Raw genomic sequence first — 25,679 nt, 5'->3', positions numbered from 1 at the left:
CGGTGGGATGCTGGCCTGTGTACGAGGGAGGGGAGCAGGTGCATTCGCGGGTGTACGCGAGGAAATACCTGGCCTGGTGGACGATCGACTACACCGAGACGGCCTTCGACCCGTTGAGCCAGCTCGACAGGCAATCCGCCTGGTTGCATCCTGGAATTCATGGACGGCATGTCGCCTGGTGAAACTGATGCAGTATTGGGACGGTGTCTACCTCCAAGAAAATTGCTCACTGCGTTTGGAGCGGCGAGGCCGCATAGTGCCAAAGTGGTCCAGGCAACGGTGCAACCGTTCCCCGATTCCGACCCTTTTTTCCAGGGCACGCTGCAGGCTCTTTAAAAACAAGGACTTGCATCTTCGCCCGATTTTATGGGTCATCGCGCTGCGAACCGGAATTTTCCTTGCGAAGCAAGGGGTTGGCTGTTTGAATCGCTACTTCACTGCCGTGTAGGCAGCTCAGAAAGGCGCGCGGCGCTGTAGCTCGGAGGACGCATCCTTCACTGCCGTGTAGGCAGCTCAGAAAAGCACGACGACGCGCACTGTGCCGGGTTCAGGCTTCACTGCCGTGTAGGCAGCTCAGAAATACGACGACGCCACCGGAAAGACCACTATTAGCTTCACTGCCGTGTAGGCAGCTCAGAAAACGCCTCGCCCGGAGAACTCGGAGACGATGCGCTTCACTGCCGTGTAGGCAGCTCAGAAAGGCTGCCGTGACCCGCCATCTTGAGGCTATTGCTTCACTGCCGTGTAGGCAGCTCAGAAAGTCGCAATAATCATCGCTTGGCCATAGGCCTTCTTCACTGCCGTGTAGGCAGCTCAGAAACGGGCCGGCGGTATGCAAAGCCTATAAAGATGTTTCACTGCCGTATAAGCAGCCCACAAAGACATTAGGGACGCCGAGCAGGCTGAAGCCGGTATTGTTCGGCAGTACCTCGATGCGGCCGAGTCGCTCGATCGCTTGTGCCGTGGCCTCGCGGGTCTGTGCCTTGTCGGTGAGTTCTAGCGGCAGGTTCGGATGCTGGCCGCACCGTTCGCCGATAGCGGTGATGAGCCGGTTTTCACGATCGATCTCCTTCCGCCCGTGGTGTTTGTGAACCGGATGCGAAGACGATAGCCATTTGCCCGGACTGGCACCGTTCCCGGAGCGGATTCCGGTGTTCGTCGCATTTTTGCGGTGCCGATGCAGAGGGTTTTTCTCATGTGCCGGTCGGTAGCGTCCGGGTCGCTCCGGCCCTCGTCTATCCTTTTCTGATCCACACGCCTTTGTCGGGGAGCCCATGCCCGCTTTCGCCCGTTGCCTGCGCCGGGCCCTGGCGCTGTCGTCGCTGCTGCTGGCCGTGCTGCCGGTCTTCGCTGCTCCTTCGCCGGTCACGGTGTTGACGGTGGAAGGGGTGATAGGTCCGGCCAGCGCCGACTACCTGATTCGCGGCCTATCCCGTGCCAAGCAGGAGGGCTCGCAGTTGGTGGTGTTGCGCATCGATACCCCTGGCGGGCTGGACACCTCGATGCGCGCGATCATCAAGGCGATCCTCGCCAGCCCGTTGCCGGTGGCCAGTTATGTGGCGCCGAGCGGTGCGCGGGCGGCCAGCGCCGGCACTTACATCCTCTACGCCAGCCATATCGCCGCCATGGCGCCGGGCACCAATCTCGGCGCGGCGACCCCGGTGCAGATCGGCGGCATGCCCGGTACGCCGCCGCAGCAGCCGGGCCGCTCGTCGCCGGCGGACAAGGGCGACAAGGCCGGCGACGAGCCGGCGCCCAGCGGTGAGCCGGCCGACACCCTCAGCCGCAAGCAGATCAACGACGCCGCCGCCTATATCCGCGGTCTCGCCCAGTTGCGTGGGCGCAACGTCGAGTGGGCCGAACAGGCGGTGCGCGAGGCGGTCAGCCTGTCCGCACGGGAGGCGTTGGAACTGAAGGTGATCGACTATCAGGCCACCGACCTGCCGGACCTGCTGCGCCAACTGGATGGCAAGCGCCATGCGGTGGCCGAGGGCATGGTGACCCTGCGGACCGCGGGCGCCGAGCTGGTTTTCCACGAGCCGGACTGGCGCACCCGGCTGTTGGCGGTGATCACCAATCCCAGCGTGGCGCTGATTTTGATGATGCTCGGCGTCTACGGGCTGTTCTTCGAGTTCTCCAGCCCCGGCTTCGGCCTCGGCGGGGTGCTCGGCGCCATCTGCCTGATCCTCGCCCTCTATGCTTTGCAGTTGCTGCCGGTGAGCTACGCCGGGGTCGGCCTGATCCTGCTCGGCATCGCCTTCATGACGGCCGAAGCATTTCTGCCCAGTTTCGGCGTGCTGGGCATCGGCGGGGTAGTGGCCTTCGTTATCGGCGCATTGATCCTGATCGATACCGAGGTGCCCGGCTTCGGCATTCCGCTGCCTTTGATCGTGACCCTGGCGGTGGTTAGCGCGGGGTTGATCGCCTTCATCGTCGGCATGGCGCTGAAGGCGCGCCGGCGCGAGGTGCAGAGCGGCGATGCCGGGCTGGTCGGCAGCCTGACGGCGGTGATCGCGGTCGAGGCCGGCGATCCGCGGGCCGGCTGGGTGCAATTGCAGGGCGAGCGTTGGCAGGTGCGCAGTCCGCAGCCGCTGCGGTCGGGTCAGGCGGTGCGCGTGGTGGCCCGCCAGGGGCTGCTGCTGGAGGTGGCGGCGGCCGAGCAACCCACTTCAGAAGGAGGCTGACATGGGCTTCGAACTGAGTTTCGGCTTCATCCTGGTGATGCTGGTGGCGCTCTTGCTGTCGGCGTTCCGCATCCTGCGCGAATACGAGCGCGCCGTGGTGTTCCAGCTTGGCCGCTTCTGGAAGGTCAAGGGGCCGGGGCTGATCCTGATCGTTCCGGGCATCCAGCAGATGGTGCGGGTCGATCTGCGCACCATAGTGCTCGACGTGCCGACCCAGGACGTGATTTCCCGCGACAACGTGTCGGTGAAGGTCAACGCGGTGATTTATTACCGGGTGCTCGATGCGCAGAAGGCGATCATCCAGGTCGAGGACTACCACGCGGCGACCAGCCAGTTGGCGCAGACCACCCTGCGCGCGGTGCTCGGCAAGCACGAACTGGACGACATGCTGGCCGAGCGCGAGAAGCTCAACAGCGACATCCAGCAGGTGCTGGATGCGCAGACCGACGCCTGGGGCATCAAGGTGGCTAACGTCGAGATCAAGCACGTCGACCTCGACGAATCGATGATTCGCGCCATCGCCCGACAGGCCGAGGCCGAGCGCGAGCGGCGGGCCAAGGTGATCCACGCCGAGGGCGAGCTGCAGGCCTCGGAAAAACTCATGCAGGCCGCCGCCATGCTCGGCCGCGAGCCCGGCGCCATGCAGTTGCGCTACATGCAGACTCTGGGCGCTATCGCCAGCGACAAAAGCTCGACCATCGTCTTTCCGCTGCCCATCGAGCTGCTGCAAGGGCTCAAGGAGCGGGACCGGGAGATGTAGAGCGCTTGCGCCGGCGGGCGCCGGCAAAGGCCGCTTTCCTGAAGGCAGCGGGTCCGCATGTGGTGGGTATTCGAGGGCGCGGGACGGGCGGGAAACGACAGGCAATACCCGTAGGGCGAGGAGACAGCCATGCGTATCGGGGTACCCAGGGAACCCAAAAACCACGAATACCGGGTCGGTCTGACGCCGTCCTCGGTGGCCGAGCTAAGCGCTCTCGGCCACGAGATCTGGGTCGAAAGCCGGGCCGGCGCCGCGATCGGCTTCGCCGACCTGGACTACCGGGCCGCCGGGGCGCGCGTCGCCACGGACGGCGCGGCGCTCTACGAGGCAGCCGAACTGATCGTCAAGGTCAAGGAGCCGCTGGCCGAGGAGCGCGCTCGTCTGCGCCCGCACCACACCTTATTCACCTACTTGCACCTGGCCCCGGACCGGGCGCAGACCGATGATCTGCTGGCCAGCGGGGCCACCTGCATCGCCTACGAGACGGTCAGCGACGCCTGGGGCCGCCTACCGTTGCTGGCGCCGATGTCCGAGGTCGCCGGGCGGATGGCGATCCAGGCCGGCGCCCATTGCCTGGAAAAGGCCCAGGGCGGGCGCGGCGTGCTGCTCGGCGGAGTGCCTGGGGTGCCGGCCGGCAAGGTCGCGATCCTCGGCGGCGGGGTGGTGGGCAGCCAGGCGCTGGCCATGGCCGTCGGCCTGGGCGCGGACGTCACCGTGCTCGACCGCGATCTGGAGGTCCTGCGCCGGCTGGACGCCCGTTACGGCAACCGTATCGCCACCCTGTACGCCACGGGGGCGGCGGTGCGCGAGCAGGTGCTGGCGGCGGATCTGGTGATCGGTGCCGTGCTGATCCCCGGCGCGGCAGCGCCCAAGCTGATCGGCGCGGAAATGGTCGCGCGGATGAAGCCCGGCGCGGTGCTGGTGGACGTGGCCATCGACCAAGGTGGCTGCGCCGAGACCTCGCATCCGACCAGCCACGCCGAGCCGACCTATGTGGTCGATGGCGTGGTGCACTACTGCGTGGCGAACATGCCCGGCGCCGTGGCTCGCACCTCGCCCCTGGCGCTGAACAACGCGACCCTGCCGTTTGTCGTCGCCTTGGCGGAGAAGGGCGTGCGCCGCGCCCTGGAGGAAGATCCGCACCTGCGCGACGGCCTCAACCTGACGCGCGGCCAGCTCGCCTGCGCCAGCGTGGCCGAAGCCCATGGCTTGCCGTACCGCAATGCCGTCGAGCTGCTGGCGCGGTTGTGAGCGGCGGCGAATCGCTCCGGCCACGCTGACGGCGAGACGGACGAGGGTAGGAGCGCATTGATCCATCCACGATTCAGGCACATTCCGTATCGCGGATGAATCCGCTCCTCCCACCGAAGGTTTTGCGCTTTGTTTGATTTATGAACCGATCAGTTCTAAATTTGCCCCATGACTCGTGGACGCCCTCGTACCTTCGACCCGGAACTGATGCTCGAACAGGCCATGCAGGTGTTCTGGCGGCACGGCTACGAAGCCACCTCGCTGCAGGACCTGCTGACGGCGACCGGCCTGTCGAAGAGCAGCCTGTACCAGACCTATCCGAGCAAGCGCGCCCTGTTCGCGGCGGCGCTGTGCCATTACTGCGCCCAGCGCCGTCGCGAACTGCGCGAGCGCCTGCAGGCGGCCGCCTCGCCGCGCGAGTTCCTACGTGGCTGGCTGTGTTGCGCCCTGGAAGAGGAGTGCGCCGGCGAGGCACCGCGCGGCTGCATGCTGGTTAACGTGGCCAGCGAGTTTTCCCAAGCCGACGCGGAGATCGCCGCCTTGCTGCGCAGCGGGGTCGAGGGGCTGCGCCAGATGCTGGTCGAGGCCCTGCGGCGCGCCCAGGATTGCGGCGAGCTGGATGCGGCGGCCGATGTGCAAGTGCTGGCCGGCTACCTGCTGTGCGTGATGAGCGGCCTGCGCACCCAGCGCAAGGCGGGTGACTCGGTCGAGGCCCTGCGCGCGACGATCGAGGTGGCCCTGGGGTGTCTGCGGTGAAGATTCGCCTATTTTTGGACTGATAAGTCCCGATAAAAGGAGATGGATATGCGCGAACTGTACGAGCTTCGTGGGAGTTCCCCCGAAGTGCTGTTTTCCCCCTATTGTTGGCGGGTACGCCTGGCCTTGGCGCACAAGGGGCTGGATTTCGTCAGCCGTTCGGTGCGTTTCACCGACAAGGAGGCCCTGGCCTTCTCCGGCCAGACGCTGGTACCGGTGCTGCGCGATGGCGAGACCACGCTCCACGACAGTCTGGCGATCTTCCGCTATCTGGACGAGCGTTATCCGCAGCCCGCTCTGCTCGGCGGCGCGTTGGGCGAAAGCCGCCTGCGGCTGATCGACCTGCTGATCGGCCAGGACCTGCGTCCGGCGCTGGTTCGCCTGCTGCTGCCGCGCGTGCTGGCCAGCATCGATCCGTCGGACCGCGACTACTTCCGCCAGAGCCGTGAGAAGAGCCTGGGCATGTCCCTGGAGGCCTTCGCCGACCGCGACGCCGGGCAGACGCAACTGGCGCGGGCGCTGCAGCCGCTCGACGCCATGCTGAAAGGGCAGCCCTGGCTGGACGGGGCGGAGCCGGCCGGCGCCGATTACCTGATCGGCGGCTTCTTCTTCTGGGCCTGGACCCTGGGCGAGCAGCCCTGGGCCGGGGATTCGCCGAGCGGCGACTGGTTCCGCCGCCTGCTAGCTTTCTGCGAGGCACGCCAGGGAGCGGTGCGGCGCGCCACCAACGACTGAGGAAGCACGTCAATGATCGATCTCTACTACTGGACCACCCCCAACGGCCACAAGATCACCCTCTTTCTCGAGGAAACCGGACTGGAGTACCGCCTGCGCCCGGTGAACATCGGCAAAGGCGAGCAGTTCGCCCCGGAGTTCCTCCGGATCGCCCCGAACAACCGGATTCCGGCAATCGTCGACCATGCGCCGGACGACGGCGGCGAGCCGCTGGCGCTGTTCGAGTCCGGCGCCATCCTCGAATATCTGGCGGACAAGAGCGGGCGCTTCCTGCCCCGGGAAACCCGTCCGCGCTTTCAGGTATTGCAGTGGCTGTACTGGCAGATGGGCGGGCTGGGGCCGATGGCCGGACAAAACCACCACTTCGTCCGCTATGCGCCGGAACCGATTCCCTACGCCATCGAGCGCTACGTGAAGGAGACCACGCGCCTGTACGGCGTGCTCGACCGTCAGTTGCAGGGCCGCGACTACGTGGCCGGCGACTACTCCATCGCCGACATGGCGATCTACCCTTGGGCCGAGCTCTGGGAGGGGCAGCGCCAGCGCATCGAGGACTTCCCCGCCATGGCCGCTTGGCTCGAACGCATGGCCGCGCGGCCGGCGGTGCAACGCGCCTACGCCCTGGCCGGACAGGTCAACGCCGACCCCGGCGCGCTGCTCACCGCCGAGGCGCGTCGAGTGCTGTTCGGTCAGGAGCGCTGAGCCGGGAGCGCCGCTCAGCCCGGCCGGTAGGCCGGGTCGAGCGGCGGCGGGTCGCTGTCGGCCCGGTGGATGCGGCTGCGTCCGCCTGCCTTGGCCCGGTACATCGCCTGGTCAGCCTCGCGCAGCAGTTTTTCGTGGCTCTGCCCGCGGCAGATGCTGATGCCGATGCTGGCGCTCAGGCTGACCTGCACATCGCCGAGATGCACCGGCTGGCCGAGCGAGTGGAGGATGCGCTCGGCCAGGGCGTGGGCCTGCTCCTCGGAGCCGATGGCCTCGCAGACCAGCACGAATTCGTCGCCGCCCAGCCGCGCCACCAGGTCGGTGGCACGGGCGCTGGCCTGCAGGCGTCCGGCGATTTGCAGCAGCAATTGGTCGCCGGCGGCATGTCCGTAGCGGTCGTTGATCGCCTTGAAACCGTCGAGATCGATCAGGATCAGCGCGAGCAGTTCCTGCTTGCGCTGGGCGCGCTGCCAGGCCTGGGTCAGGCGCTGGTTCAGGCCGATGCGGTTGGCCAGGCCGGTGAGCGGGTCCTGCAGGGCGATGGCGCTGAGGCGCGCGTTGGCCTCGGCGAGGGCGGCGGTGCGCTCGGCCACTCGCTGTTCGAGCAGACGCTCCTGTTCCTGCAGGGTCCTGAGGGCTTCCTGCTGGCTGCGCAGGACGGCCTCGCGGGCCTCCAGCTTGAGGCGCTTGAGCTCCCCCAGGCGGGCCGCCAGGCCGAAGGAGAGCAGTAGCATCTCCAGCGCCGAGCCGAACTGGACGCTGTTGGCAGTGACCAGATTGCTCGGCAGCAGGGTGAAGTTGCGCAGCGACATGAGCACTACCCCGGCCATCAACGCCAGCTCGGCGAGCACGAAGATGCGTGCGCCCGGCGAGCGCCGCAGCAAGCCGGCCAGGCCGCAGGCGAGCAACAGCAGGATGCCGACGATGCTGATCACGGAGAGTGTCTGCAGCGCCCGGTCGACCGGTAGCAGCAGGCTGCCCAGGGTCATCCCGAAATACACGGCGCAGGCTTGGCCGAGCAGCTTGTGCCAGCGCGGCAGGGCGTGACGGGTATCGAGGAATTCGCGGGTGAACAGGGTGCCCAGGGCCAGAGCGAGACCCAGAAAGAACGGCAGGGCGCGATTGTCCAGCTCGCTGCCGTCGCTCCACAGGTACTGGGCGCCGAGCCCCGACTGGGCGAGCATGCCGCCGCCGAGGCTGGCGGCGAACAATACGTAGAGCAGGAAGTTACGTTCGCGCAGGGCGAAAAACAGCAGCAGGTTGTAGCTGCACAGGGCGGCCAGCATGGCTATGTAGCCGCTCTGCAACATCAGTGTCAGGCGGCTGTGGCGGGCGAAGGCGGCGCTTTCCCAGATCTGTGCGTCCAGGGTCAGAGTGCCGCTCGACTGGGCGCGGAAAAACAGGCTGCGCTGTTCGCCGGGAGCCAGGCGCACGCTGAAGGCCGGCGACAGGTGGGGGCTGTCGCGCTGTTCGGCGGGTACCCGGTCGCCGCCCAGCAGGGGGGCTTCGCCGAGGCCGAACAGCTCGATGCGGTCGAGGGAAGGGTAGATGAACTCGATCTGCCACTCGCGGACTTCCTTCGCCCGCGATTCGAGATCCAGGCGCAGCCAGACGATGTCGCGGGTGTAGCCGAAGTTCAGATCGTAGCCACTGGTCGCCGGAGCGAACGCCTGGCCGCCGGCCATGACCTCCTCGGCCTGCAGCTGGCCGCCGGGGTCGTGTAGCAACTGCAGGTGGGGACGCAGGTCCAGCGACCGTTCGCTGCCGTCAAGGCGCAGGGCAACGGGCTCGTCCTGCCGGCCCGCGATCGCCGGCGCGGCCCCGTACAGTAGGCCCAGCAGTAGGGCGAGACGTATACAGATGCGCCAACGCGGAAAGCGTTCGCCCGCTCCCTGACTCCTACATGTTGACAAAGCCATCGATGATGCGCTCCTCCTGGCTGCTCAAGGCTGGCTCGATCGATCGTCGGGCGAAGCCGGGGTCGTGCCGGCCGTTGCCCTCGTGGGCTTCGCCGAATCCTTTCGGGACCGTTGCCCGGTATTCGCGGCCACTGCAAAGCGCAAGCCTCGACGGCTGGCGGCGGCTCTTCCGAGGTCGTAGGCGTTTCCCTCGTCGAGCGCCGGGGGCGAGCGGTCGCTAGCGCTTCGGTGGCGGTGAGTTCGTTCGCAATGCTTCCGTCCTGCAGTTCGTCGTGGACAAATCCGCTTCTGCACCCCTTGCCGGCGAGCGGCCGATCGACGTTCGACCGAAGACCTAGACGGGGCTGGCCCTAAGTGAAGAACGGAACGTTCGATCGCGCCAGTCGCTAATCCGCCAGTTCGTCGTGCCGCCAGCCGGGGCGGCCATCCTCGGGGCGCAACTGGAAGAACAGGGCAGCGCCGAACATCGCCAGTAGGCCGACGCAGACATAGGTGCCCTGGAAGGCGGCGAGCAGCGGGTCGCCCTGGGCCGCGCCGTCGGCACTGAACCCGTTGAGCAGGGCGGCACCGATGCCCACGCCGAGGCTCATAGACAGTTGGACCACCACCGACAACAGGCTGTTGCCGCTGCTGGCGTCGCGGGTGGGCAGGTCGATCAGGGCGACGGTGTTCATCGCCGAGAACTGCAGAGAGTTCACCGCGCCGATCAGCCCCAGGTGCAGGAGCAGGAGCGCATAGGGCGTGTCGCCGTCGACCAGCGCCAGGCTGGCCAGCAGAGCGCCGATCAGCAGGGTGTTGCCGACCAGTACCCGGCGGTAACCGAGGCGCTCGATCAGGCGGGGCGCCAGCGGCTTCATGGCCATCGAACTCAAGGCCACGGGAATCATCGCCATGCCCGCCTGGCTCGGTGAATAGCCCAGGCCGAGCTGCAGCAGCAGCGGCGTGAGGAAGGGCAGGGCGCCGCTGCCCAAGCGGGTGAACAGGTTGCCGAGCACACCGATGGCGAAGCTGTGGGTACGGAACAGGCCGGGCGAGAACAGCGGCGCCTCGGCGAAGACGGCGCGCAGCCAGTAGGCAGCCAGGCAGGCCAGGCCGGCGAGCAGCAGCAGCACGACCCGGGCGTGCGGCAGATGCAATTCGCCGAGGCCTTCCAGGGCGATGCTGATCAGCAGCATGGCGGCGCCGAACAGCGCGAAGCCCGGCGTATCGAAGCGCGTCCGCTGCAGCCCGCGCAGATCGGGCATCAGGCGCGCGGCGACCAGGCAGCCGAACAGGCCGACCGGCAGGTTGAGCAGGAAGATCCAGTGCCAACTGGCGTACTCCACCAGCCAGCCGCCGAGGGGCGGGCCGAGCAGCGGACCGAGCAGCGCCGGCATGGTGACGAAGCTGAGCACCCGCACCAGTTCCGTGCGCGGATAGGCGCGCAGCACCACCAGCCGTCCCACCGGCATCATCAAGGCGCCGCCGAAGCCCTGTAGCACCCGCGCGGCGACCAGTTGCAGCAGCGAAGCGGAGAGCGCGCAGAGCAGCGAGCCGAGGGTGAACAGCAGGATCGAGCCGAGGAACACCCGGTGAGTGCCGAAGCGGTCGGAGATCCACCCGGAGGCCGGCATCAGCACCGCCACGCTGAGCATGTAGGCGATCACCACCGACTGCATGCGCAGCGGGTCCTCGGCCAGATCCCTAGCCATCGTCGGCAGGGCGGTGTTGAGGATGGTGCCGTCGAGCATCGGCATGAACTGGGCGGTGGCGATGATCCAGGGCAGCAGGCGGGCGGTGCGGGGTGGGAGTGGCAAGGCGGTGGGCATGGGATGTCCTGGCTTGGATGCCGGTGCAGTTTAGGGCCTGGCGGCGAAGATTTCCCACCGCGTCGCCGCGGCGGCCGCGAACGGCTCGCCTTGTGCGAAAGGCGATGTCCTTCTATGACTTAAGGGTCCGCTTGTGCGGGCTCGTCCGAAGAGGAAAAGGAGATTCGTGATGCGTTCCCTCTCTCTGTCCGTTTTCCTGCTGACTCTGGCCGGCGTCCTGCCGGCGGTCGCCGGCGAGTGGCCCAGCGGCGCCCGCGAGGCGTTCGTCCGCGACTGCCTGGCTAGCGCCAAGGCTCGCCAGGAGGAAGGAGCGGCGCGGCGCTACTGCGAATGTTCGGCCGACCGCGTCGCCGTCGAGTTCAGCAGCGCCGAATTGCGCGAACTGCAGGGCGCGAAGCAGGTGCCGGCGCCGATGCATGAGCGTCTGCTCAAGACTTCCACCGGTTGTCTGTCGCAGCTCAACCGACAACAGTGAGGAGCGGCGGCGGTGCCGGTTCTGAGATTGGCGGCGCCGCTCGCCGAAGTGCCCGCGGCGCGGGATGCGGCGCTCGATCTGCTCAAGTGGTTGGCGTTCGCCAGCATGCTGCTCGACCACTTGCGCCTGGTCTGGCCACAGCGGATCTGGCTGTACGTGCCGGGACGGTTGGCATTTCCCTTCTTCTGCCTGATTCTCGCCGTCAACCTGGCTCGGCCCCGCCCCGAAGCGCTGCGGCGGGCGGCCCTAGCCCGCTATTGCGGCTGGCTGCTGGCTTTCGCCCTGCTCTCCGAATGGCCGTACCGGCTGCTGGTCGACGCGCCGGACAGCTTCAACGTGCTGCCGACCCTGGCACTCGGCCTGCTGCTGGCCAACGGCGTGCGCCCGTACTCGCCGGCCGAGCGCCTGCTCGCCCTGGTCGCCCTGGGCGTGGCGCTGACGTTGGGCGAGCGGCTGATGTTCGGCACCGCCGGCGTGCTCCTGCCGACCGCCTTCCTGCTCGCCCTGCGGTGCCCGCGTTGGGGCTGGCTGCTGCCGGCCGGGGTGGCGGTGGTGGCCAACTACTGGCCGCCGATCTATGTCGATGCGCTGCTCGGACAGCGTTTCGCTCTGTCGGTGGTCTTCGCCTGTTTCCTCGCCGCGCCTCTGGGGCTGCTTCTGCTGCGACTGGCGCCCGGCTTTCCGGTAGCGCCGCTGCGGCACTGGGCCTATGCCTTCTATCCGGGGCATTTGCTGCTGCTTTACGGCCTGCGCGAGTGGCTGCGCGAGGGTACCTGAAGGATCAGGCCGCCGCGCCGTGCAACCGGGCGATGCGCGCGTCCTTCTCTTCCCACAGGCGGCTCACCCAGGCCTGCACGAAGCGGCGGAAATCCGCGTCGCTCTGGTAGTCGCCTTGCCAGAGGGCCGGGTCCAGTTCGTGGTGCCGGATGTCGACGATCACCCGTGGCACCCGGCCGCTGATCAGCTCCCAGAATCTGGGAACGCGCCGGCCGGGGTAGACCAGGGTGACGTCTAGCAGCGCGTCCAGTTGCGGGCCGAGGCTGGCCAGGGCGAAGGCCAGGCCGCCGGCCCTGGGGCGCAGCAGGTAGCGGTAGGGCGAGGCCTGGCGGGCGTGCTTGAGCGGGGTAAAGCGGGTACCTTCCAAGTAGTTGACCAGCGTCACCGGGATGCCGCGAAAGCGCGCGCAGGCGCGCCGGGTGATCTCCAGGTCCTCGCCGCGCCTCTCCGGGTAGCGTTCCAGGTAGGCCTTGGAATAACGTTTCATGAACGGGTAGTCGAGGGCCCAGAAGGCCAGCCCGAGGAAGGGAATCCAGATCAGTTCCCACTTGAGGAAGAACTTGAAGAAGGACACCCGGCTGCCGAGAGTTGCCAGCAGCGTGGGGATGTCCACCCAGCTCTGGTGGTTGCACACCAGCAGGTAGGAACGGTCGCGGTGCAGCCCGGCGCTGCCGCGGACGTCCCATACGGTGGGGAGGAGCCGGGCGAAGATGCGCTTGCCGATTTCCACCCAGCTTTCGGCGCAGCACATCACCCCGCGCGCGCAGTACGCCTTCAGGAGCCGGCCGGGCAGGATCAGCCTGAGCAGGGCGAGCAGCAGCAGCGGGACGATTATCAGCAGGGTGTCGATCAGCAGCAGGAGAAGGACGCCTAGGGCGGTGAGCAGTGGGCGCATGGAGAATCCTTGTCGGCAGGGGCGGGCATCATAAGGGCGAAGCGGGGCGGCTGGCAGTATCCGCATGCCTCCACGGGCAGAGAATGGGGATGATGGCGGAAGGGCGGTTCCAGGACGATTTCGCCGGTCGGATTTCCGGTGGGGATTTCCTCTCGTATCAGTGACCTGCTATCGAGCTGGCCGACCGCCGCCGGCGATCTTCGTCTCGCTTTTTCGATCTGCTCGAGAGAGAGCTGGCCGCTAGCGGGGATCGGCGAGAGGCGGGAAGCGTTGGCGGCGCGAATCGCGGCCGCGCTGGGCAATCTTCGCCATCTCCCGGCGGGCATCGGCGCCCCGAGCATGCTCTTCGACGTGGCCGCGAGACATGCCGCGTCGTCGAGCAGCGCAGCGCCGCCGGCGCAGACCCGGTAACCTATCGAGAACATCCGCAGCCCGCGCGCTGCCGGGGCGCCATCGCCCATCGGCGGTCGAGCCGCGGCGGAAGGCCGGCACCTCCGGGCACCGGTCTTCGGTTCGATGCCCCTATCCGTCGTTGCTCGGTTTCAGCCGATCGGGCAGGGCCGATGAACGCTGTAAGGCCTCACGAGGCCGTCATACAGTTGATCGCGCATTGGTCGGTTTTCCTATAAAACACAGCGTGTGGGTAAACCAAGGAGTAACACCATGAGTAGTGAAAAAAGTGAAACGAAGTGCCCATTCAACCACGCCGTCGGCGGCGGCACCTCGAACCGTGACTGGTGGCCGAACCAGTTGCGACTGGATCTGCTGCACCAGCACTCCTCCAAGTCCAATCCCATGGAGGAGGGATTCGACTACGCCAAAGAATTCAAGAGCCTCGACTTGGAAGCCGTGAAGCAGGATCTGCGTACGCTGATGACCGACTCGCAGGACTGGTGGCCGGCGGACTTCGGGCACTATGGTCCCTTGTTTATCCGCATGGCCTGGCACAGCGCCGGCACCTACCGCGTCGGCGACGGCCGCGGTGGCGCGGGACGCGGTCAGCAGCGCTTCGCTCCGCTCAACAGTTGGCCCGACAACGTGAGTCTCGACAAGGCGCGCCGCCTGATCTGGCCGATCAAGCAAAAGTACGGCCGCAAGATTTCCTGGGCCGACCTGATCATTCTCACCGGCAACGTCGCCCTGGAGTCGATGGGCTTCAAGACCTTCGGTTTCGCCGGCGGGCGCGAAGACGTTTGGGAGCCCGACCAGGACGTCTACTGGGGTCGGGAAACCACCTGGCTGGCCACCAGCGACAAACCCAACAGCCGTTACTCCGGCGACCGCGATCTGGAAAATCCGCTGGCCGCCGTGCAGATGGGCCTGATCTACGTCAACCCGGAAGGCCCGGACGGCAACCCCGATCCGCTCGCCGCCGCCAGGGACATCCGCGAAACATTCGCTCGCATGGCGATGAACGACGAGGAGACTGTCGCCCTGATCGCCGGCGGCCACACCTTCGGCAAGACTCACGGCGCTGGCGATGTAGCGCATGTGGGAGCCGATCCGGAAACGGTCGATCTCGAAGCGCAGGGCCTGGGCTGGAAGAACAGCTTTGGCAGCGGCAAGGGTGCCGATACCATCACCAGCGGCCTGGAAGTCACCTGGACTTCCACCCCGACCAGATGGAGCAACAACTTCTTCTGGAACCTGTTCGGCTACGAATGGGAGCTGACCAAGAGTCCGGCCGGCGCGCACCAGTGGGTCGCCAAGGGAGCCGGCGCATCGATCCCGCATGCCCACGACCCGTCGAAGAAGCTGCTGCCGACCATGCTGACCACCGACCTGGCCCTGCGCTTCGATCCCTCCTACGAGAAGATCGCCCGGCGCTTCTACGAGAATCCGGACGAGTTCGCCGATGCCTTCGCCCGTGCCTGGTTCAAGCTGACCCACCGCGACATGGGTCCGCGCGCCCGTTACCTGGGCACGGAAGTGCCGGCCGAGGAACTGATCTGGCAGGACCCTGTTCCGGCGCTCGATCATCCCCTGATCGACGTGCAGGACATCGCCGTCCTCAAGACCAGGGTGCTGGCGTCGGGCCTGTCGGTTTCCGAACTGGTATCGACCGCCTGGGCCTCGGCATCTACCTTCCGCGGCTCGGACAAGCGCGGCGGCGCGAACGGCGCGCGCATCCGCCTGGCGCCGCAGAAGGATTGGGAAGTCAACCAGCCCGAGCGACTGGCGAAGGTGCTGAACACCCTGGAAGGCATCCAGGCCGAGTTCAACGGCTCCGCGCCCGGCGGCAAGAAGGTCTCGCTCGCCGATTTGATCGTGCTGGCCGGCGGCGCGGCCATCGAGCAGGCGGCGAAGAGCGCCGGCTTCGATGTGACGGTTCCCTTCGTCCCAGGACGCACGGACGCCGCGCAGGAGCAGACCGATGTGCATTCCTTCGCCGTGATGGAGCCGATCGCGGACGGCTTTCGCAATTACCTCAAGGGCCGCTACGTCGTGCCGGCCGAGCACCTGCTGATCGACAAGGCGCAATTGCTGACCCTGACGGCGCCCGAGCTGACGGCGCTCATCGGCGGCCTGCGCGTGCTGGACACCAACTTCGGCCAGACCCGGCATGGCGTCTTCACCGGGACGCCGGGGACGCTGACCAACGACTTCTTCGTGAACCTGCTCGATATGGGCACGGAGTGGATGGCGCTCTCGGAGGACAAGGACCTGTTCGAAGGGCGCGACCGCAAGACGGGCGAACCTAGGTGGACCGGCACGCGCGTCGATCTGGTCTTCGGCTCGAACTCCCAGCTCCGAGCCCTGGCCGAGGTCTATGCCAGTGCGGACGCGCAGAAGAAGTTCGTCGAGGACTTCGTGGCCGCCTGGACCAAGGTGATGAACCTCGACCGGTTCGACATCGCCTGATCCTGCCGACGGTACGGGGTTTTCCCGCGCCCGCGGTTCCGGGCGTCCGCCGGGTACGGCTCTTTTCGCGAAACCCTCCCTTCGATCCTTTCCCCGCGCGCGGGGCTGTCCCCCTCGCGTGGCGCCGGGCCGAGATTCAAAGCGAGTGCTGGACTGCGCGGCGCGCACGCTGCCAGCGGGCGGCCCGCTCGCCCAGTTCGGCCATGTTGTCGAGGCCCGTGCGTCGGGCGCGGTTGAACAGGATCAGGGCGATCTCGGCGGTAGCCAGGGCGTCGGCCGCGGCGTGGTGGCGCCGGGACATGTCCAGGCCGAAATACTGTATCCACTGATCCAGACCGCCCGGATAGACGAGGGCCTCGGGGAACAGCATGGGTGCCAGGTCGGCGACGTCGAGCAAGGGGTGGCGCAGCCTGTAGCCCAACTCGTCCTTCAGCGCGCGGCTCAGCATGCGCTGGTCGAAGGGGGCGTGGAAGGCGAGGAACACGCAGTCGCTGGCATATTCCATGAAGCGCAGCAAGGCTTCGGCCGGCGCGGTGCCGACGGCCAGGGCGCTGGGCGCGATACCGTGGATCAGCACGCTTTCGGTCACGCTTTTCAGGCGCCGCCGCAGGGTGCACTCGAACTGCCGGGAGAGGTCGATGGCGTCGTTCTCAATGAGCACGGCGCCGATCGACAGGACGACGTCGCGCTCGACGTTAAGGCCGGTGGTTTCCAAGTCGAGCACCACGAAACGCTGGGTGTGCAGCGGGCGGCTGTCCAGGTGCGGTGCCGTCGGCAGGCGGCGCAGGCGGCGCCGCTGGTTGTCGTCGAGCGGCAGTCTGTCGATGCCCAGGGAAGATAGGAAGGCGAACGGATTCATCCGATTTGCGCGAGACCCCCCGTAATTTGAGTGCGGGGAGGGATAGCGCGGCGTCCGTAGGGCGCCCCTGTTCTCGCTGCCTCCTTCCCAGGTAGTTGCTATCTTTACATTAATTTGATGGCTCTTCATGGATTCCGGACTGTTACGCCAGCAGGACACTGAGCAGGGGTTGAAGCAGCCCTTTGCCCCGTATCCGGACGTTGTGGACGAACTGGAAGAAGCCCAGGTATAGCGGCAACTTCTCTTGGGAGAGGCCCCGATGGGGACGCAGCCTTAGCCGGCCCGGTCCCAGTCAAACGGGATGTCCTGAACTGTCTGGAATCCATGAAGAGCCATAATCTTTTGCGCATTGCCCGTGATAAACCGGCGTCCGGTATCCGACGCGCATGGCCGCGGCCTCGCGTCCGGAACTTGGGCGGCACCGAACAGATCGAATTGCTCACTGTCCAGCGCTACCGTCTTTGACGCTGTGCTCATTGCTCTTGGCCTTCAGGAAGGTATGACTCATTTTACCTGGTGGGGCCTTCGCGACAGCCTCTTCAGGGCGGGGAGCAGTCAAAGCTGGTATCGCACGCTCAGTCGGCTCTGCAGGCGCTGCGCTTGGCGGAAGGACTCCCGCAGTATGCGCTGGTCGAGGCTGTTGAGGGTGTCGGGGTCGAGGCGGTTGCCGAGCGGGCGGCCTTCGTGCTGCTGACGTTGGTGGTGCTGCATGCGCATCAGTTGGATGAAGTGGTAGGCGTCCTCGTAGGATGCCGCGTCCTTGGGATCGATCACCCCCCTGGCCGCCAGTTGCCGGAAGCGTTCGAGGGTGTTGCTGTCGTGGATGCCGTTGGCCAGGGCGAGGATGCGCGCGCCATCGACGAAGGGCTTCAGGCCTTCCACCTTGAGATCCAGGGTGTCCTTCTCGGCGCCGTGGCTGGCCACCACGAAGTCGCGCAGGAAGCGGCCGATCGGCGGTCGGTGCTGCATAGCGTTAGCGGCCATCATGCGCTGGAACAGGGCGTTGTCGGCGATCATTTCCAGCAGGTCGTCGAGCAGCTCGCGGCAATGTCGGGTCGGCCCCCAGACCGGGCGCAGGTCGAAGAAGATGGTCGAGCGCAGCAGGTTCTCGGCGCTCGGTGACTGGATGATGCCGCCGAAGCGACGCAGCCACTCCTGGCGCGACAGGCAGAGTTCGGGGTTGCCGGCCATGACGTTGCCCTTGCACAGCCTGAAGCCGCACGCGTCCAGCGTCAGGTTGATCTTGCGGGCCAGCGGCAGCAGGCGCTGGCGGATGGTCTCGGCCTCGGCCTGGCCGGCCGCCTCGAAGAGGATGCCGTTGTCTTGGTCGGTGTGCAGCGTCTGCTCGCGACGCCCCTCGCTGCCGAACGCTAGCCAGGTGAAGGGCACGCCCGGGTCGCCGTGCTTCTCCAGCATCAGCTCGATCACTCGGCTCACGATGTGGTCGTTGAGTTGGGTGATGATATGGGTCAACTGCGCCGGGCTGGCTCCGTGGGCGAGCATGTGGTCGATCAGCCGGGCGATGTCGCCGCGCAGCGCGGCCAGGGCGGCGACACTGCCGGCGCTGCTGATGGTGCGCGCCAGGTGCACCAGGTCGACGCGCTGCAGGGAGAACAGGTCGCGCTCGGAGATCACCCCCACCAGGCGGTCGTTCTCCACCAGGCAGATGTGCGCGATGTGCCGTTGGGTCATGGTCAGCGCGGCGTCAAAGGCGGTGGCCGAGGGCGGTAGGTGGGCCGGGTCGCGGACCATCAGTTCGTCCAGCGGCTGTTCGAGGTCGCCGCTGCCCTCGGCGATCACCTGGCGCAGGTCGCGCAGGGTGAAGATGCCGACCGGGAACTCGGCCGCGTCGACCATCACCAGGCTGCCGACCTGATGCTCGTTCATCAGCCGCACTGCCTCGCGCAGGCTGGTGCCGCCGGTGCAGAAGACCGGGCGGCGCGTGGTCAGTTCGCCGAGGCGGGTGTGCAGCGAGTACTGCGCGCCGAGGGTTTTCGCGGCTTTGAGTTGGACCTGCTGGTTGACCAGGTCGAGCAGGCTGCTGACTCCGCGCAGGGCGAAGTCGCGGAACGGGTCGGAGTCGGTCAGCAGCCTGGCGAAGGCCTGGCGTTCGAGGAGCAGGCAGAAGCTGTCCTCGACGGCGATGTAGTCGGTGCGGGTCGGCCGCTCGCCGACCATCGCCGCCATCGGGAAGCATTCGCCCGGAGCGATCTCCATGGTCGTGTCGATGCCGTTGCCAAAGAGGCTGGGACGCTGGCCGAGGACATGGCCCTGCTTGACGATGTGCAGGTGCTCGACCCGCCCGTCCGCCGGCTTGACGATGGAGTCGCCCGCCGCGTAGAAGCGCAGCCGGCAATGCTCCACCAGATAGATTAGATGGCCGCTTTCCATCTGGTCGAACGGCGGGAACTGGAGGAGGAACTGCATGGTGCCCTGGATGTTCTGCATGACCGCGGTCTTGCCGGCTTCGGCGAAAGCGTCCGTCTTGCGCATCGGTTGTTCTCCTTGCAGGCTGGATGTCCGCCTTCGATTCTGACACGCAGGCGGTGGGCGCGGCGCGGTGGAGCGGGCCGCGCGGATTGACGACGGACAGGGAAAGCGTGCTTCAAGGTCTGTTGCCGTTTCGGCGCAAGCCGCGTTGCCGCGAGAAATGGCTCCCGGTCAGGCCGCGCCCGCTCCCGGCGGGCTTGCGGCATTCACTCCATCTTTGGAGATTGCGCAGGACGCAGGCAATGGTCATTCCCTTGCCGAGTCCTGCAACGACAGCGGCAACCATTTCCCGCGCAACCCGAAGGGCCGGGCCGGTTTTTGCGCGGTGTGTCGTTACTCGATGGCTCATCTGGACGACCGGACTTCGCGTCTCGTGCCTAACCCCGCGCAAAAACCGGCTCCGGCGCGGTCGCGGCGAAACGGCAACAGACCGTAGCGGCGCATCCGCGGGCGGAAAAGAGTGCGCCGCACACCCGGCCTGCCGGGGAAACAGCAGGCCGGGTGCGCGGCGCTCCGGGTCGGCATCCCTGCCGGAGGGGGTCAGGCGTTCTTGGCCTTGAATTCGCGACGGCGGCGGTGCAGTACCGGCTCGGTGTAGCCGTTGGGCTGTTTGGTGCCTTCGACGCACAGCTCGACGGCGGCCTGGAAGGCGACGCCGTCGAAGTCCGGCGCCATCGGACGGTACAGTGGGTCGCCAGCGTTCTGGCGGTCCACCACCAAAGCCATGCGCTTGAAGGTTTCCACCACCTGCTCGAGGCTGCACACGCCGTGGCGCAGCCAGTTGGCGATGTGCTGGCTGGAGATGCGCAAAGTGGCGCGGTCCTCCATCAAGCCGATGTCGTTGATGTCCGGGACCTTGGAGCAGCCGACGCCTTGGTCGATCCAGCGCACCACGTAGCCAAGGATTCCCTGGGCGTTGTTGTCCAGCTCCTGCTGGATCTCGGCGGCGCTCCAGCCGGTGTTCGGTGCCAGCGGAATGCTCAGGATGTCGTCCAGCGAGGCGCGCTCGCGCTTGGCCAGCTCCCGCTGGCGGGCGAACACGTCGACCTTGTGGTAGTGCAGGGCGTGCAGGGTGGCGGCGGTCGGCGACGGTACCCAAGCGGTGTTGGCACCGGCCAGCGGGTGGCCGATCTTCTGCTCGAGCATGGCGGCCATCAGGTCGGGCATGGCCCACATGCCCTTGCCGATCTGCGCGCGGCCGGGCAGGCCGGTGGCCAGGCCGACGTCGACGTTCCAGTTCTCGTAGGCCTTGATCCAGGTGGCGCTCTTCATCTCGCCCTTGCGGATCATCGGGCCGGCTTCCATGGAGGTGTGCAGTTCGTCGCCGGTGCGGTCGAGGAAGCCGGTGTTGATGAACACCACGCGCTCGCGGGCGGCCTTGATGCAGCCCTTGAGGTTGACCGTGGTGCGGCGCTCCTCGTCCATGATGCCGACCTTGAGGGTGTTGCGGGTCAGGCCGAGGACGTTCTCGACGCGGCCGAACAGTTCGTTGGTGAAGGCGACTTCCTCGGGGCCGTGCATCTTCGGCTTGACGATGTATACGGAGCCGGCGCGGCTGTTCCGGCGGCTGGTGTCGCCCTTGAGGTCGTGCAGGGCGATCAGGCCGGTGAACAGCGCGTCCTGGATGCCTTCCGGGACTTCGTTGCCGTTCTTGTCGAGGATCGCGTCGTTGGTCATCAGGTGGCCGACGTTGCGCACGAACAGCAGGGAGCGGCCATGCAGGTTCAGGGCGCCGCCGCCCGCCGCGGTGTACTCGCGGTCCGGGTTCATGGTGCGGGTGAAGGTGCTGCCGCCCTTGCTGACCTGCTCGGCCAGGTCGCCCTTCATCAGGCCCAGCCAGTTCCGGTAGGCGATAACCTTGTCGTCGGCGTCGACGGCGGCCACCGAGTCCTCGCAGTCCATGATGGTGGTCAGGGCGGCCTCCATCAGCACGTCCTTCACGCCAGCGGCGTCGGTCTTGCCGATCGGGCTCTGCGGGTCGATCTGGATCTCGAAGTGGATGCCGTTGTGCTTGAGCAGCACGGCCTTGGGCACGGACGCCTCGCCCTGGAAGCCGACCAGTTGGGCCGGGTTCTTCAGGCCGGTGGCGCCGCCGCCTTCGAGGGCGACGACCAGTTTATCGCCGTCGATACGATAGCCGGCGGCGGCGGCATGGGAGGCGCCTTCCAGCGGTGCGGCCTCGTCGAGGAAGGCGCGGGCGAAGGCGATGACCTTGTCGCCGCGGACCTTGTTGTAGCCCTGGCCTTTCTCGGCGCCACCCACTTCGGGAATGGCGTCGGTGCCGTACAGCGCGTCGTACAGCGAGCCCCAGCGGGCATTGGCGGCGTTCAGGGCGAAACGCGCGTTCATGATCGGTACCACCAGTTGCGGACCGGCCATGCGGGCGATCTCGTCGTCGACGTTCTCGGTGGTGGCGGCGAAATCCTCGGGTTCCGGCAACAGATAGCCGATCTTTTGCAGGAAGGTCTTGTAGGCCACGGCGTCGTGGCCCTGGCCGGCACGAGCCCGGTGCCAGGCGTCGATCTTCGCCTGCAGTTCGTCGCGCTTGGCCAGCAGGGCGCGATTCTTCGGCGCCAGGTCGTGGATGACATCGGCGGCGCCAGCCCAGAAGGCGGCGGCATCGACGCCGGTGCCGGGGACGGCTTCGGCATTGATGAAGTCATACAGGACTTTGGCGACTTGCAGGCCGCCGACTTGAACGCGCTCGGTCATGTTTGCCTCGTTTTCTGTTGGATTCCGGATCGCACCGGGACGGCGCTCGTTCGTTTTGTAGTGGTTTTTGCATCATACTACATAAAGGTCGCGGGGAAAGCTGTGCTGCTGCGTGACCTACAACGAAACTCAGACGGGGAAGTGCGGCGCTTGTGCGAAACGGCCGCGAGGCGTCGTCGTGTCTATACTTCGAAGAATGCCTCGTTCGCCTTGGCCATTTTCTTCAAAAACGAGTCTGGCAGCCCGGCGCGTCCGCCGCCAACCGGGACGGGACGCGAATTCGCCAGCAGAAGGAGACGACTGTGGAGCATCTGGTACTGACGGTAATAGCCCGGGACAAGCCGGGACTGGTGGAGCAGATCGCCCAGTGCATCGCCGGGCATGGCGGCAACTGGCTGGAAAGCCGCATGGCGCGCATGGCCGGGCAGTTCGCCGGGATTCTGCGGGTAGCCGTGCCCGAGACCGCCCATGACGATCTCGCCGCCGCGTTGCACGACCTGGAGAGCCAGGGTATCCGCGTGCTGCTGGCGCCGAGCGGCGACGAGCCGGCCAGCGCCTGGCGCCCGGTCCAACTGGAACTGATCGGCAACGACCGCCCCGGCATCGTGCGCGACATCACCCGCCTGCTCGCCGAGCACGGCGTCAACCTGGAAAGCCTGGACACCGAGGTGGCGCCGGCGCCGATGAGCAGCGAGACGCTGTTCCACGCCCAGGCCCAACTGGCGGTACCGGTGGAGCTGTCGCTGGAGCAGTTGCAGCGCCGCCTGGAAACCCTGGCCGATGATCTGATGGTGGAGCTGATCCTGCGTCCGGAGGATTAGGGGCCGTTAACACTACTCCGCGCGTCCCTGCGGGTTGCGCGGCAAATGGCGCCATGCGTCGTTGCGGGCTTGGCAAGAGAATGCCATTCCCTGCGTCCCGCGCCTCGCCGATCGCGGCCCGGCCTGGCGCCATTTGGCGCGGCAACGCGGCTCGCGGCGAGTAGTGTTAACAGGACCTAGCCCGACTCGCGGGCTATCGCAGCCCCATGATCTGCGCCAGCGCCGCTGCGTCCGGGGCACCCTGCTGCTGCGGACGGTCGCGTGCGTCCAGGTGGAAGATCGCCGGAGTCGCCATCGCGCCCAGGGCATTCATCAGTTCGAGGTTGTCTTCCAGGCGCTCGCCGAGCCGCGGCGGGATTTCCGCCAGAGCCCCGAGCGTGCTGGCCTTGCCAGCGGTTTCATGTTCGTGCAGGGCCTGTTCCGGCCGTTCGGCCGCAAGCAGCGCGGCGCTGTCGGCGCGCAAGATGCCGACCATGATGTGGCGCAATTGCACCTTGCCGGTCTCGACCCAGGGGCGGGCCTGCTCCCAGAACCGGGTGCAGTAGGGACAATTCGGATCGGAGAATAGGTAGACGATGCGCGGCGCTGCGGCGCTGCCGTCGGTGATCAGGTGCTGCGTTCCATGCGTGCCCACATCTCCTTGCCCAGCGGTGCGTGGACCAGTTCCTCCAGTCGCGGTCCGGTCAGGTCCTGGCCCTGGGCGTCGAGCAGGTTGCCGATCAGTACGTGCTGGCCGTCGGGAGTCAGGTAGAGGGCCATGCCCTGGCCGTCGTAGCGGGCCGCGTAGCCCTTCAGGCCGCCCGGCGCCTCGAAGCTACCGACGATCTTGGCGCCGCGGGCCTCGGCCGCCTGGATCGGCGCCGGCAGTTCCTCGGCGCGGCTGGCCGCCGCCGACAGGCCCAGCAGGCTCAGGCCGGCCAGCAGGGGGAAGGCGCTCGAAACGCATCATGGCTGGGTATCCTCATGCGGGAGAATGTGGAAAAGGGTGGGTGGGCAAGCAATCCCCAGAGCGGCTGGACAGTATTGTGGATAACCTGGGGAGCCCGGCTGCCGTGCCAGGCGGAGCGGGGTTTGCCGAAGTATGGGCAAAAAATGAGCAGCTTCCCGCCCTTGTGCACAGCAAGCGTGAACGTCTCTGTGGATAAGCTTGGGACGACTCGCTGCAGGGCCGATGGCACCTGGTCCGCGGCGGTTTGCGCGAAAAACGTACAGGTTCATGGCATGGCGGGCGGTCGCTGCAGGTGGCGCCAGATGTCCAGGTTGTAGACCGCCGCCCAGCCAGATACAGGCGAAGGCCGCTAGCTTGCCGGGTTCCAGCGGCTCGCCGTAGACGAATACCGCGAGCAGCACCAGGGGCGGCGCCACGCCAGGTATTGCAAAAAGCCCAAGGTGGCATAGGGCAGATGCCGCGCAGCGGCATTGAAGCAGAGCAGCGGCACAGGGTGACCGGGACCGACCATGGCCAGCCAGAGCGCTTGCGGTGTGCTCCAGAAGGCGTTCTGGGCGCTGCTGGCGTCCGGGTGCAACCATAGCTAGCCGAGGGCCGGCGGCGGTAGCCAGGTCTCCACCACCAGGCCGGGCAGCGTGGCGACCGGCGCCCGCTTGCGGATCAGTCCGTGGAAGCCGAAGGAGAGCGCCAGCGAGATCCACGGCAGGCTGCCGAGCTGCCAGAGCCGCTGCAGCACGCCGAGAGCCGCCAGGCTCACCGCCAGCTATTGCAGCGGGCGCAGGCGTTCGCCGAGCGGCAGCAGGCCGAGCAGGACATTGACCAGCGGGTTGATGTAGTAGCCCAGGCTGGTCTCCAGCATGCGTCCGTTGTTCACCGCCCAGACGTAGAGCGCGATCAACAAACCGCTGCCGGCGAGCACGGCGAGACGCCGGGGATTGTCGCGCAGCTCCCGCCACCAGTCCGGATGCCGACAGAGCTGCAACAGGAGCAGCCCGCAGAGGGCCGACCAGAGCACCCGGTGGACCAGGATTTCCCCGGTGAGGATGTTTTCCAGGACCTTGAAGTAGAGTGGGAACAGACCCCGTCGCCCGTAGGCGACGAGGCCCAGGAGATATACCCGCGGTGCGGGTTGGCGGCATGCATGCGGTGATCCAGCGGCGATTGGCGAGGTCGCCGATTCTAGGGGCGGGACGTGGGGAAGTCTGTCCGTTTCGTGCAGCGTTTTTCCAGGGGCCTCAGAACAGCCGCAGCGGTTCCTCGTCCAGCGCCGCCCGTTGCTCGCGCAGGGTGAGGATCTGTTCGCCCCAGTAGCGTTCGGTGCCGAACCAGGGAAAGCTCGGCGGGAACGCCGGGTCGTCCCAGCGCCGGGCCAGCCAGGCGCTGTAGTGGATCAGGCGCAGGGCGCGCAGGCCCTCGATCAGCGCCAACTGGCGCGGGTCGAAGTCGTGGAACTCCTGGTAGCCGTCCATCAGTTCGGCGAGCTGGGCGAGGCGTTCCTGGCGATCGCCGGCGAGCATCATCCACAGGTCCTGCACCGCCGGGCCCATGCGGCAATCGTCCAGGTCGACGATATGGAAGGTTTCGTCGCGGCACAGCAGGTTGCCCGGATGGCAATCGCCGTGGATGCGGATCGTCCGGTAGGTCGTCACGCGGAACAAAGCGTCGAGGCGCGCCAGCAGGTCGCGGGCCACCGACTCGTAAGCCGGCAGCAGGCTTCTCGGGACGAAGCCGCCATCGAGCAGGGTGCTCAGCGAGTCGTGACCGAAGTTGGCCACCGTCAGTTCCTCGCGGTGTTCGAACGGCCGGCTAGCGCCCACTGCGTGCAGGCGGCCGAGCAGGCCACCGAGGCGGTACAACTGGTCCAGGTTGCCGGGCTCCGGCGCTCGGCCGCCGCGCCGGGGGAACAGGGCGAAGCGGAAGCCGCCGTGCTCGAATAGGGTTTCGCCGTCTCTGGACAGCGGCGCCACCACCGGTACCTCGCAGTCGACTAGTTCCAGGCTGAAGGCGTGTTCCTCGCGGATCGCCGCGTCGCTCCAGCGTTGCGGCCGGTAGAACTTGGCGATCAGCGGTTCGCCGCCTTCGATGCCGACCTGATAGACGCGGTTCTCGTAGCTGTTCAGCGCCAGCACGCGAGCGTCGCTGAGGTAGCCGAGACTTTCCACGGCGTCGAGGACCAGATCGGGGGTGAGAGAATCGAAGGGATGGCTCATGGGGCACTCCAAGG

The 25,679-nt window shown here is 66.9% G+C and carries 18 protein-coding genes, 2 pseudogenes and 1 CRISPR repeat array; of the genes and pseudogenes, 11 read left to right on the top strand and 9 right to left on the bottom strand.

What is annotated here, in order from left to right; genetic code table 11:
- Positions 1-17 precede the first annotated feature (17 nt).
- The 7 genes from ACGI6K_RS19025 to ACGI6K_RS18995 all read left to right on the top strand — a co-directional run bounded on the left by ACGI6K_RS19025 (position 18) and on the right by ACGI6K_RS18995 (position 6,888).
- Positions 18-182 (top strand): hypothetical protein, encoded by a 165-nt coding sequence (locus ACGI6K_RS19025; RefSeq protein ID WP_435576099.1) that lies wholly within the window; start codon positions 18-20, stop codon positions 180-182.
- A gap of 250 nt (positions 183-432) precedes the next feature.
- A CRISPR array of direct repeats spans positions 433-880; the repeat unit is 28 nt; unit sequence CTTCACTGCCGTGTAGGCAGCTCAGAAA.
- 394 nt (positions 881-1,274) lie between these two features.
- A complete protein-coding gene (locus tag ACGI6K_RS19020; RefSeq protein ID WP_376948008.1) occupies positions 1,275-2,684 on the top strand; it encodes an NfeD family protein in 1,410 nt (469 codons plus the stop codon).
- A 1-nt stretch (position 2,685) separates the two neighbouring features.
- The gene (locus tag ACGI6K_RS19015) at positions 2,686-3,444 is read left to right on the top strand and encodes a slipin family protein (protein ID WP_376948007.1); all 759 of its coding nucleotides are present in this window, start codon (positions 2,686-2,688) and stop codon (positions 3,442-3,444) included.
- A gap of 129 nt (positions 3,445-3,573) precedes the next feature.
- On the top strand, positions 3,574-4,695 hold the full coding sequence (gene ald, locus ACGI6K_RS19010; RefSeq protein ID WP_376948006.1) for an alanine dehydrogenase: 1,122 nt from the start codon (positions 3,574-3,576) through the stop codon (positions 4,693-4,695).
- A gap of 168 nt (positions 4,696-4,863) precedes the next feature.
- Positions 4,864-5,451, top strand: coding sequence for a TetR/AcrR family transcriptional regulator (locus tag ACGI6K_RS19005; RefSeq protein WP_376948005.1), 588 nt, complete (start codon positions 4,864-4,866; stop codon positions 5,449-5,451).
- A gap of 48 nt (positions 5,452-5,499) precedes the next feature.
- Positions 5,500-6,186 carry a glutathione S-transferase N-terminal domain-containing protein gene (locus ACGI6K_RS19000; protein WP_376948004.1) on the top strand — a complete coding sequence of 229 codons (687 nt, stop codon included), beginning with the start codon at positions 5,500-5,502 and terminating at the stop codon, positions 6,184-6,186.
- Positions 6,187-6,198: 12 nt separating this feature from the next.
- Positions 6,199-6,888 (top strand): glutathione S-transferase N-terminal domain-containing protein, encoded by a 690-nt coding sequence (locus ACGI6K_RS18995; RefSeq protein ID WP_376948003.1) that lies wholly within the window; start codon positions 6,199-6,201, stop codon positions 6,886-6,888.
- Positions 6,889-6,902: 14 nt separating this feature from the next.
- Here ACGI6K_RS18995 and ACGI6K_RS18990 read toward each other — a convergent pair whose 3' ends face one another.
- A complete protein-coding gene (locus ACGI6K_RS18990; RefSeq protein WP_376948002.1) occupies positions 6,903-8,807 on the bottom strand; it encodes a diguanylate cyclase domain-containing protein in 1,905 nt (634 codons plus the stop codon).
- Positions 8,808-9,193: 386 nt separating this feature from the next.
- A complete protein-coding gene (gene mdtD / locus ACGI6K_RS18985) occupies positions 9,194-10,615 on the bottom strand; it encodes a multidrug transporter subunit MdtD (RefSeq protein WP_376948001.1) in 1,422 nt (473 codons plus the stop codon).
- A gap of 169 nt (positions 10,616-10,784) precedes the next feature.
- Here mdtD and ACGI6K_RS18980 point away from each other — a divergent pair, with 169 nt between their 5' ends.
- Positions 10,785-11,090, top strand: coding sequence for a hypothetical protein (locus ACGI6K_RS18980; RefSeq protein ID WP_376948000.1), 306 nt, complete (start codon positions 10,785-10,787; stop codon positions 11,088-11,090).
- 27 nt (positions 11,091-11,117) lie between these two features.
- A complete protein-coding gene (locus ACGI6K_RS18975; RefSeq protein ID WP_376948036.1) occupies positions 11,118-11,867 on the top strand; it encodes a TraX family protein in 750 nt (249 codons plus the stop codon).
- A 4-nt stretch (positions 11,868-11,871) separates the two neighbouring features.
- Here the strand turns inward: ACGI6K_RS18975 and ACGI6K_RS18970 are convergent, their stop codons facing one another.
- On the bottom strand, positions 11,872-12,762 hold the full coding sequence (locus ACGI6K_RS18970) for an acyltransferase (protein WP_376947999.1): 891 nt from the start codon (positions 12,760-12,762) through the stop codon (positions 11,872-11,874).
- 663 nt (positions 12,763-13,425) lie between these two features.
- On the opposite strand from ACGI6K_RS18970, the gene katG reads away from it, so the two are divergent.
- On the top strand, positions 13,426-15,624 hold the full coding sequence (gene katG, locus ACGI6K_RS18965; RefSeq protein WP_376947998.1) for a catalase/peroxidase HPI: 2,199 nt from the start codon (positions 13,426-13,428) through the stop codon (positions 15,622-15,624).
- 136 nt (positions 15,625-15,760) lie between these two features.
- Here the strand turns inward: katG and ACGI6K_RS18960 are convergent, their stop codons facing one another.
- From ACGI6K_RS18960 to ACGI6K_RS18950, 3 genes are all read right to left on the bottom strand, one after another.
- Positions 15,761-16,483 carry a 3'-5' exonuclease gene (locus tag ACGI6K_RS18960; RefSeq protein ID WP_376947997.1) on the bottom strand — a complete coding sequence of 241 codons (723 nt, stop codon included), beginning with the start codon at positions 16,481-16,483 and terminating at the stop codon, positions 15,761-15,763.
- A 555-nt stretch (positions 16,484-17,038) separates the two neighbouring features.
- Entirely contained in the window at positions 17,039-18,976 is a 1,938-nt protein-coding gene (locus ACGI6K_RS18955) for a putative nucleotidyltransferase substrate binding domain-containing protein (protein ID WP_376947996.1), read from the bottom strand.
- A 537-nt stretch (positions 18,977-19,513) separates the two neighbouring features.
- On the bottom strand, positions 19,514-21,685 hold the full coding sequence (locus ACGI6K_RS18950; protein ID WP_376947995.1) for a malate synthase G: 2,172 nt from the start codon (positions 21,683-21,685) through the stop codon (positions 19,514-19,516).
- A 302-nt stretch (positions 21,686-21,987) separates the two neighbouring features.
- Here ACGI6K_RS18950 and ACGI6K_RS18945 point away from each other — a divergent pair, with 302 nt between their 5' ends.
- Complete coding sequence (locus tag ACGI6K_RS18945) at positions 21,988-22,506, top strand: glycine cleavage system protein R (protein ID WP_376947994.1); 519 nt, start codon at positions 21,988-21,990, stop codon at positions 22,504-22,506.
- Positions 22,507-22,699: 193 nt separating this feature from the next.
- Here the strand turns inward: ACGI6K_RS18945 and dsbG are convergent.
- The 3 genes and pseudogenes from dsbG to ACGI6K_RS18930 all read right to left on the bottom strand — a co-directional run bounded on the left by dsbG (position 22,700) and on the right by ACGI6K_RS18930 (position 25,665).
- Positions 22,700-23,455, bottom strand: a pseudogene (gene dsbG, locus ACGI6K_RS18940) (thiol:disulfide interchange protein DsbG).
- Positions 23,456-23,720: 265 nt separating this feature from the next.
- Positions 23,721-24,598 (bottom strand): annotated as a pseudogene (gene rarD / locus ACGI6K_RS18935) (EamA family transporter RarD).
- Between the two features lie 92 nt (positions 24,599-24,690).
- Entirely contained in the window at positions 24,691-25,665 is a 975-nt protein-coding gene (locus tag ACGI6K_RS18930) for a serine/threonine protein kinase (protein ID WP_376947993.1), read from the bottom strand.
- Between the last annotated feature and the right edge of the window lie 14 nt (positions 25,666-25,679).

The sequence above is a fragment of the Azorhizophilus paspali genome, from assembly GCF_043587585.2.
Lineage (GTDB): Bacteria > Pseudomonadota > Gammaproteobacteria > Pseudomonadales > Pseudomonadaceae > Azotobacter > Azotobacter paspali.
Note: the sequence above shows the minus strand (reverse complement) of the source record. Positions and strands in the feature narration are given on the sequence as shown.